This window comes from Streptomyces sp. UG1 (assembly GCF_049974585.1).
GTDB lineage: Bacteria > Actinomycetota > Actinomycetes > Streptomycetales > Streptomycetaceae > Streptomyces.
In genome coordinates this window covers 1-9,497 of the sequence record NZ_JBNGGG010000102.1, presented here as the reverse complement: position 1 = coordinate 9,497, position 9,497 = coordinate 1, and the positions used below count along the sequence as shown (strand labels likewise).

Below are 9,497 nucleotides of genomic sequence, written 5' to 3'. Positions count from 1 at the left end.
CCCCACCCCGCGGAGCAATGCTCAAGACCTGTGGATCAGACCCGGCAGGACATGCCTCCCCGGAGGATTGATCGATGTGGTGCTGGCCCAGCCGTCTGTTGGGGTCTCGGAGCCGGCGGGCAGTGCGGTGGCGGGGTCGGTGGTGCCTAGACGGGCTGAGGGCATGACAGTGACGGTCCTGCCTCCGGACTACCAGCGAATCATGTCCGTCCTGGAGTCGGATGCGGCCCAGGAGGGTATGCGGTGCCAGCAACTGGCAGCGGCCCTGGGCCTTCAGGCCATTCCGGCGAAGGTCGAGGGGGTGCGGTCGAAGGCGAAACGCCTGGTGGAGCGGGGGTGGGCGCTCCAGGTGCGGCCGGGGGTGTTCACCCCCGCTCGGGGCGCTGGCCGCCATGGCCTCGCGTAGCCGGACGAATCGCACTGGATGCCGCTAGCGCCCCACGGTGTGATGCCTCGTCAGCTTGTCCCGCCGTGCGAGGCGGTGACCGGTCGTGCGGAGAGCGGTCCATGGCACCTCGCACATGTGTGGACATGAGTTTGTAACCAGCCATTGACAGGAGCTTTGGCCGAAGGCACTCTCATGTGCACACCGTTGCCTAACCGGTTAGGCAACCCGGTTTCAACCAGTATGGGCGGGGATGATGGCGCGCCGGATCGGGATCAAGGACGTGGCTGCCGCGGCAGGTGTGTCCAAGGCGACGGTGTCGCACGTCCTCAACCGGGTCGAGGGCAAGCGGATCAGCCAGGAGACCCAGCAGCGCATCTGGCGGGTCGCCGAGGAGCTCGGATATGCGCCGAACAGCCTGGCGCGGGCGTTGACGACGCAGCGGTCGCAGACCATCGGCTTCGTCAGCGACGAGATCGCCACCACCCCGCACGCCGGCCGGATGATCCTGGGTGCCCAGGAGGCCGCCGCGGCCCAGGGCCTGGTGCTGCTGCTTGTCAACACGAGCGGCGATGCGGAACTGGAGCGCACCAGCATCGAGATGCTGCTCCAGCGGCAGGTGGACGGCGTGCTGTACGCCGCGATGTACCACCAGGTCGTGGAACTGCCGGACAGCCTTCGCTCGACGCCGACCGTGCTGCTGGACGCGCGCTGCGACGACACGGCTGTCCCCTTCGTGGTGCCCGACGAGGTCCAGGGGGGTTACACGGCGGTGCGCGAGCTGATCGCCCATGGGCACCGCAGGATCGGTGCGACCGTGCAGACTCGCGACCTTCCCGCCCGGCAGGGCCGTTTGGAGGGCTACCGCAAGGCGCTGGCCGAGGCCGGCATCGTCTACGACCCGGCCCTGGTCGCCGCCGAGTCGGCGGTGCCCTTCGACACGGTCGGCGGTGATGTGGACTCGGGTTACCGGGCCGCCCGGCGTCTGCTGATGGCGCAGCCGCGCCCGACGGCGTTGTTCTGCTACACCGATCGGATGGCCGCCGGTGCTTACCGGGCTGCCGCGGAGTTGGGACTGTCCATCCCTCACGACCTGTCGGTCGTGGGGTTCGACAACCAGGAGCTGGTCGCCGAGGCGCTGTACCCCCAGCTGACCACGGTCCAGCTCCCGCACTACGAGATGGGGGCGCGGGCCGTCGCACAGCTGCTCGCGCTCACCGGAACGCCGGGTTCGCCACCAGGCCCGGTCGCACAGGAAATGCTGCACTGCCCGCTGGTGGCGCGGGCATCGGTCACTTCGCCGCCCCGGCTCTGAACCCGGGACGGCGAAGCATTCGCACAACGACAGGCGACCGTCGCAACCGGTCGTCATCCCTGTCAGTACTTGAAACACAGTGAGGGTACACGCATGTCCTCTGGGATATTCAAGGAGCCGTTCAGCCGCCGTGGCGTGCTGAGAGCCGGCGTCGCCTCCGCCGCGGTAGCGGGCGTGGGCGGGCTGGCCTCCGCCTGCTCCTCCGGCTCGTCCAGCTCCTCCGACTCGAAGGTGCTGAACGTGCTGGTCTTCACCGACCAGGCGTCCGCGAACAAGCTGAGCAAGGCGGCCGCGCCGTTCGAGAAGGCGCACCCCGGCTTCAAGGTGAAGTTCACCGGCATCACGGGCACGGACTGGAACGACTTCTTCAGCAAGCTGCTCACCCAGATCGCCGCCGGCAACGCCCCCGACATCGTCTCCGTCGCCACCGAGGGCCTGCAGCTCTTCGCGGCCAAGGGCCTGGCCGAACCGCTGGACGACTACGTGAAGCGGGACGCCTCCGAGCTCAAGTCGTACTTCGCCGATGTCCACCCGGCGCTGGTCGAAGCGATGATGTACCAGGGCCACTTGTACGAACTGCCGACCGATTTCAACGCCGGCAACATGTTCTACAGCACCTCTCTGCTGGAAAGCGCCGGCGTGGGACGCCCGGCCGACGACTGGACCAAGGACGACTTCTACGACATCGCCGGGAAGATCGCCCGCAAGGGCGGCTCGGCGGTCCCCTACAACTGGGTGGTCCGGCTGTGGGGCAGCTGGACGTCCTGGATGTACGCCAACGGCGGCAACCTGCTGACCGAGGGCAAGTGGGACGGCGGCGATTGGATGTGGAAGACCTTCTACCCGAACGACCCCGCCGCCTCGGGCCGCAAGGGGGGCTGGCGCTGGGGGGATCCGACCGCCGACTCCGCTCCGGTCGTCGAGTCCCTCGACTACATGATCCAGCTGCAGAAGGAGGGTCTGTCGGCCAAGCCTGACGTCGGTGGCGGCGCCACGCTGCAGGGCCTGTTCGCCAGCAACAAGATCGGTATGTCGATCGGCGGCGGGTTCTGGGCGGGTGGCCTGCACAACGCCGGCATGGCGGGCGGCTCCTTCGACGTGCAGTACTTCCCCAAGTGGCGCTCCCAGCGGCACCTGTTCGGCGCGGGCGGCTACGGCATCCTCAAGTCGTCCAAGAACAAGGACCTCGCCTGGGAGTTCGTGAAGTCGCTGGTGTCCGCGAAGAACCTGGAAGTGCTGATTCCGGGCAACACCACCACCTTCCCGCGCAAGTCGATGATGACGGCGGAGAGGTACTCCACCACGGGTCCCAAGAACTGGCAGGTGTTCTACGACACCCTCACCAAGTTCCCCGAGACCGCGCCGATCCCGGCCCCGCCGTACTACCAGGCGATGGCCATCGCGCTGAACAAGCGCACCACCGAGGCGATGTCCTCGGGCAAGGCGAAGTCGGCCCTGGACGGTCTGCAGGGCGACCTCGAGACCGCCATGAAGACAGGGTGAGGCGTTGATGTCACAGGTTGTCCGCAACCGTGGCCGTGCGTCCGCCCCGTCGGGCGCGCGGTCCGGCCACCCTCCTGAGCCCCAGGCCCACCAGAGCACGACGCTGAGGCGCCGCGCCCAGAACAGGCGCGCCCGCCGCGAGGCGCTGTTCGGCTACGCCATGGTGGCCTCCGCCCTGGTCGTGGTCGTCGTCTTCACCGTGGCGCCGATCATCGCCTCGTTCGTCCTCGCCCTGTTCAAGTGGGACGCTATCTCCAGCCCCCAGTACGTCGGGCTGGACAACTTCGATGCGTTGCTGAGCGACAAGACGGTCACCCACTCGCTGCTGGTGACCTCCGGCCTCGCTGTGATCATCGTCTTCCTCCAGGTCGCCCTCGGCCTGGGACTGGCGCTGCTGGTCGCCCAGCGAACGTCGAAGATCGTGCAGAAGCTCTTCCGCGCGGCGTTCTTCCTGCCGTTGCTGGCCTCCGCGGCGTCCATCTCGATCGTGATGGCGTATGTGTTCAACGACCAGTTCGGCGTCATCAACTACTACCTGAACCTGCTTCACTTGCCCGAGGTCTCGTGGCTGAGCTCCACTGGGGGAGCCACGGCCACCATCGTGCTGGTCGCCGTGTGGCAGCAGCTGGGCTTCACCTTCATCCTCTTCGTCGCCGCCCTCGGCTCCGTGCCGGGTGACGTCCTGGAGGCCGCGCAGATCGACGGCGCATCGCCCGCCCGCATGTTCTGGCGGATCAAGCTGCCCCTCATCAGCCCCACTGTGCTGTTCGCCTCCACCGTCGGACTGATCAACACGATGCAGCTGTTCGACCAGCCGTATGTGATGACCAAGGGCGGCCCCGGCGAGTCGACCTACACCACCGTGCTGCTCGTGTACCAGACGGCCTTCCAGAACCTCCAGTTCGGCTATGCCTCGGCCATCTCCGTGGTGCTGTTCGCCGTTCTGCTGATCATCACGGCCGTGCAGTTCACGGTGAGCCGAAAGTGGGTGTTCTACTCGTGACCGCCATCCTCGACAAGCAGCCCGCAGCCACCGCCCGCGCCCCGCGCCGGCGCCGACGGGTCCGGATCGGACGTTTGCTGTCGCTCACCGTGCTGACGGTTACAGCCGCGGCCGTGGTGGCGCCGCTCGTGTGGGCCCTGGCCACCTCGCTGCGCACCCCGGCCACCTCCTTCGACAACCCGCCGCAGTGGATCCCCACGGATCCGGTCTTCTCGAACTACCAGGCCGTCTTCGACAAAGTCCCCCTGACCGGGTTCTTCCTCAACAGCGTGTTCGTCACCGGACTGATCGTGGTCGGCCAGCTGATCACCTCCACGATGAGCGGCTACGCCTTCGCCATGGTCCGCTTCCGCGGCAACAAGGCCCTGTTCGCCATCATCCTGGCCACCATGATGGTGCCGATCCAGACGACCATCATCCCGGTCTTCCTGATCATCAAGTACCTGGGCTTGACCGACAGCCGCATGGCGCTCGTCCTGCCTGCCGTCGGAGGTGCCTTCGGCACCTTCCTGATGCGGCAGTACTTCCTGCAGATGCCACGCGAGCTCGGCGAGGCGGCACGGGTGGACGGGGCCTCCCACTTCCAGGTCTTCGCCCGCATCTACGCCCCCATGGCGCGCGCCCCGATGGCCACCCTGGGAGTGCTCACCTTCTCCGCCTACTGGAACGAATTCTTCCGCCCGCTGATCTTCCTGCAGTCGACCGACAACTTCACCCTGCCCCTGGGCCTGGTGACTCTGCAGGGAAACATGGGCACCGGGAGCATCTCCATCGTGCTCGCCGGGGTGATCATCGCCCTGATCCCCAGCGTGCTGATCTTCCTCGCCGCCCAGCGGTACTTCGTCGAGGGAATCGTGGCCGGCTCCTTCCGCTGAGCCACCCCCACCCCCGACGCTCTCCAACACCTCGAAAGGCCCGCGTGTGTCCACCGCGCCCTTTGACCTGCACCGTCCCGTCGCGCACCTGCGCCCGCCCCGTAACTGGATCAACGACCCCAACGGGCTGGTCCACCACGACGGCCACTACCACGTCTGCTACCAGTACAACCCGCACGGCACCGGCCACGCCAACATGCACTGGGGCCACTTCCGCAGCCCCGACCTGGTGAGCTGGGAACCCTTGCCGATCGCCCTCACCCCCACCCCCGGGGGCGAGGACGCCGACGGCTGCTTCTCCGGCAACGCCGTCTCCGACGGCGACCGGATCGTCGCCTTCTACTCCGCGCACCGCCAGGCGCGCCCGCAGCACCAACTGGTCACCACCGCCGTCTCCCGCGACGGTGGCCTGACCTTCCAGCCCAGCGGTGACCTGCTCATACCCGAGCCGCCCGACGGCACCACCATGTACCGCGACCCCTACGTCTGGCGGGACGGCAACAGCTGGCGGATGCTGGTCGGCGCCGCCCTCGCCGACGGCCGCGCCGCGGCCCTGCTGTACGACTCACCCGACCTGCAGACCTGGACCTACCGGGGACCCTTCTGTGCCCGCGAACCAGAGCCTGTCGGCGACAGCGGACTGCTCACCGGCGAAGGCTGGGAGTGCCCCCAGTACCTGCCGGCGGCCGACGGGCGAGGTGCCCTCATCCTCTCCGCCTGGTACGAACGCGACGGCCCGCACGGCGTGCTGGCCCTTGTCGGTGAGGACCGCGGCGGCGTCTTCGAGGCGGGCTCGCCCCAGTTCCTCGACCACGGCCCGGACTTCTATGCTCCCGCCCTGCTGCGCGCACCTGGTGGCAGATGGCTGCTGTGGGGCTGGTCCTGGGAGGCCCGCAACAAGGACTGGTCGAAGGCCGAAGGCTGGGCCGGAACGCTCACGCTGCCCCGCGAGATAGAACTGACCGAGGACGGTCTCACGTACCAGCGGCCCGCCGCGGAACTGCTCGCGCTGCGCGGTGAACGCACCGTCCACGCAGCCGGGCTGGCCTCAAACTCCGCTCCAGTAAAGCTGGGCGAAGTCAGCCGCAGCTTCGACCTCACCGCCCGTCTCGAAGCGACCGGCAAGAGCGGCCTGCGCCTGGTCACCGCTGCCGACGGCTCCGAGTACCTCGACATCCTCCTCGACGCCGACGCAGGCCAGTTGGTCGTCAGCCGTGACCACGCCTCACTGGACCCGCGCGCCCGCGGCGGCACCTACACGATGCCCTGCCCCAGCGGCCGGCCGGTCGACCTGCGCATCGTCGTCGACCGTTCCATCGCCGAGATCTTCCTCTCCACCGGCCAGGTACTCACCGTGCGCTTCTACCCGGTGGGTGAAGGCCCCTGGCACCTGCAGGCGCGCACTGCGTCCGGCACACAGCTCAACTACACGATCGACGCATGGCAGCTCCTGCCGCTCGAGATCAAGGAATCGAGAACCGACACGCCTACCGAGAAGGGCCGCGCGGCGTAATCGCCGCCGAGATCAGCGTGCGATTACCGCAAACTCCGGCAGAGTATCCCGGCCGCCCAGGACGACGACCCCACGATCTCTTGTTCCGCCAGGCCGCCACCTTCCTGCCATTCCCGAATGAACCATTCCACCGGAGAGCGCGCTCTCCACCCATGTTGTCCGCTCATTTCCTGAACCGGGAGAAAGCCCCATGACCCCTGCCTCGAGTTCCTCATCGCCCGGACGTCCAGCCGTCGCCCGCCGCACCGTTCTCGGGGCGGCAGGCGCCGCGGCCGCCGCTGTGGCAGTCACCCTTCCCGGGTCGGCGTCAGCCGCGCCACGGACCAAGCGGCCGCGGCCCCTGCCTGGCGGCGGTGATCTCGGCCCGAACGTCATCGTCTTCGCCCCGTCCACCCCAGGCATCCAGACCAGACTGGACGAGGTATTCGAACAGCAGGAATCGGACGAGTTCGGCACCGGCCGGTACGCGTTCCTGTTCAAGCCCGGCACCTACAACGGGCTCAACGCCCAGATCGGGTTCCACACCTCCATCGCCGGCCTCGGGCTCACTCCCGACGAGACGACCATCAACGGCGACATCACAGTCGACGCCGAATGGAACGGCGGCAAGGCCACGTCGAACTTCTGGCGGTCCGCCGAGAACCTCGCGGTGGTACCGGCCAGCGGCACGAACCGTTGGGCCGTCTCCCAGGCGGCGCCCTTCCGGCGCATGCACGTCCGCGGAAACCTCAATCTCGCCCCCACCGGCTACGGCTGGGCCAGCGGCGGCTACATCGCCGACAGCCGCATCGACGGCCACGTCGGACCGTACTCGCAGCAGCAGTGGTATACCCGCGACAGCGTGATCGGCGGCTGGCTCAACGCCGTCTGGAACATGGTGTTCTCCGGCGTCCAGGGCGCTCCCGCGCAGAGCTTCCCCAACCCGCCCTACACCACACTCGACACGACCCCCATCTCACGGGAGAAGCCGTTCCTCTACCTACGGGGAAGCCAGTACCGGGTCTTCCTGCCCGCAAAGCGCACCAAGGCCCGCGGAGTCAGCTGGGGCAACGGCACGCCGCGAGGCACCTCACTGCCCCTGTCGCGGTTCTACGTGGCCAAACCCGGTGTCAGCGCGGCCACTCTCAATCGGGCACTCGCCCAGGGACTCCACCTGCTGCTGACCCCGGGGATCTATCACCTCGACGAGACGGTCCGCGTCAGACGGCCCAACACAGTGGTGCTCGGACTCGGCTACGCCACCCTGATCCCGACCAACGGCGTCACCGCCCTCAAGGTCGCCGACGTCAACGGGGTGCGCCTGGCCGGCTTCCTCATCGACGCCGGACCGGTCAACTCCCGCACCCTGCTCGAAGTCGGCGAACCCGGCTGCTCGGCCGGCCACAGCGACAACCCGATCACCGTGCAGGACGTGTTCATCCGCATCGGTGGAACCGGCCCCGGCAAGGCGACCACCACCATGGTGATCAACAGTCGTCACACCATCATCGACCACACCTGGCTCTGGCGCGCCGACCACGGTGACGGCGTGGGCTGGGAGACCAACCGGGCCGACTGCGGCGTCGTCGTGAACGGCGACGATGTCCTCGCCACCGGCCTGTTCGTCGAGCACTTCAACAAGTACGACGTGCAATGGAACGGACAGCGCGGCCGCACCATCTTCTTCCAGAACGAGAAGGCGTACGACGCCCCGAACCAGGCGGCCATCCAGAACGGCTCCGTCAAGGGCTACGCGGCCTACAAAGTGGCCGACTCGGTGACCACGCACGAGGCATGGGGCCTCGGCAGCTACTGCAACTACAACGTCGACCCGACCATCGTCCAGCACAACGGCTTCGTTGCCCCGAACACACCGGGCGTGAAATTCCACCACCTCCTGGTCGTCTCACTCGGCGGCAACGGCCAGTACGAACACGTCATCAACGACACCGGCGCCCCGACATCAGGCACATCGACCATCCCGTCCAACGTGGTCTCCTATCCCTGAGATGCCATCCGCCTGGGTGGGCATGAACTCCGGCTGACGGCGGGAGAGACGGGCGAGGTCGTCCGTTCGTCTCGCTTGTGGAGGTGGCTGGTTCAGGCGCGGGAGATCGCCTCAGGCACTCCGGCGGCGAGGGTGTCGGGGTGCCCGCCGGGCGCCGGCCGACTGAAGTCACGGGGCCGGCGCCCGGCCAGACGGCTGCTCATGAGCATGGTCATGGACCACAGCACCATGGCCTCGTGCATGGCGGGCAGCGTCTCGTAGTCACGCACCAGGCGGCGCGAGCGCATCAGCCAGCTCAGGGTGCGCTCCACCACCCATCTGCGCGGCAGCACCACGAATCCGCTGGTGTCGTCGGTGCGTTTGACGATCTCGAGGGTGAGCTGCAGCTTCTCGGCCGCCCAGTCGACGAGCCGACCCGCATAGCCGCCGTCCGCCCACACGAGGCGGATGGAGAAGTACATGGTGCGCAGCCGCTCCAGCAAGGCCAGTGCGGCGTCGCGGTCCTGCACGCTCGCCGCACTCACCGCGACGGCCAGGACCAGGCCGAGGCAGTCCACCACCAGGTGCCGCTTGCGGCCGCCCACCCTTTTGCCGCCGTCCCACCCGGACGTCGATCGTGGGATGTTCGTCGCCGCCCGCAGTGACTGCGAGTCCACGATGGCGGCCGTCGGGTCCGGCGAACGGCCCTCCTTCTGGCGGACCTTGTCGCGCAGCTCGGCGAGCAAGCCTGTCACCTGCCAGCGTCGGGCGAACGCGTGCACCCCGGTACGGCGGGAAGTCACAGGACAGGTTGACCCACTTGACGCCGTCGTCGACGACATAGCGCACCGCGTCCAGCATCCAATGCCACGAAGTTAAGGCCCTGTTGGCGGTGTCAAGGGTGTCGGGAGACAGAAGGGGCCTCTGCTATCCAGGG

At 67.9% G+C, this 9,497-nt stretch carries 8 protein-coding genes; 7 read left to right on the top strand and 1 reads right to left on the bottom strand.

The features are described from left to right. Nucleotides 1-163 precede the first annotated feature (163 nt). The 7 genes from ACP4J3_RS50145 to ACP4J3_RS50115 all read left to right on the top strand — a co-directional run bounded on the left by ACP4J3_RS50145 (nt 164) and on the right by ACP4J3_RS50115 (nt 8,581). Nucleotides 164-406 carry a hypothetical protein gene (locus ACP4J3_RS50145; RefSeq protein ID WP_426544889.1) on the top strand — a complete coding sequence of 81 codons (243 nt, stop codon included), beginning with the start codon at nt 164-166 and terminating at the stop codon, nt 404-406. A 262-nt stretch (nt 407-668) separates the two neighbouring features. Further along, nucleotides 669-1,700 (top strand): LacI family DNA-binding transcriptional regulator, encoded by a 1,032-nt coding sequence (locus ACP4J3_RS50140; protein ID WP_426544887.1) that lies wholly within the window; start codon nt 669-671, stop codon nt 1,698-1,700. Between the two features lie 93 nt (nt 1,701-1,793). Beyond that, a complete protein-coding gene (locus tag ACP4J3_RS50135) occupies nt 1,794-3,203 on the top strand; it encodes an ABC transporter substrate-binding protein (RefSeq protein WP_426544885.1) in 1,410 nt (469 codons plus the stop codon). Between the two features lie 7 nt (nt 3,204-3,210). Continuing rightward, on the top strand, nt 3,211-4,206 hold the full coding sequence (locus tag ACP4J3_RS50130; RefSeq protein ID WP_426544883.1) for a carbohydrate ABC transporter permease: 996 nt from the start codon (nt 3,211-3,213) through the stop codon (nt 4,204-4,206). After that, nucleotides 4,203-5,081 carry a carbohydrate ABC transporter permease gene (locus ACP4J3_RS50125; protein ID WP_426544881.1) on the top strand — a complete coding sequence of 293 codons (879 nt, stop codon included), beginning with the start codon at nt 4,203-4,205 and terminating at the stop codon, nt 5,079-5,081. The genes ACP4J3_RS50130 and ACP4J3_RS50125 overlap by 4 nt, the downstream gene beginning before the upstream one ends. A 46-nt stretch (nt 5,082-5,127) precedes the next feature. Further along, on the top strand, nt 5,128-6,594 hold the full coding sequence (locus ACP4J3_RS50120; RefSeq protein ID WP_426544879.1) for a glycoside hydrolase family 32 protein: 1,467 nt from the start codon (nt 5,128-5,130) through the stop codon (nt 6,592-6,594). 190 nt (nt 6,595-6,784) lie between these two features. Next, a complete protein-coding gene (locus tag ACP4J3_RS50115) occupies nt 6,785-8,581 on the top strand; it encodes a coagulation factor 5/8 type domain-containing protein (protein WP_426544877.1) in 1,797 nt (598 codons plus the stop codon). 92 nt (nt 8,582-8,673) lie between these two features. Here ACP4J3_RS50115 and ACP4J3_RS50110 read toward each other — a convergent pair whose 3' ends face one another. Next, a complete protein-coding gene (locus ACP4J3_RS50110) occupies nt 8,674-9,306 on the bottom strand; it encodes an IS5 family transposase (protein ID WP_426544875.1) in 633 nt (210 codons plus the stop codon). Nucleotides 9,307-9,497: the final 191 nt, after the last annotated feature.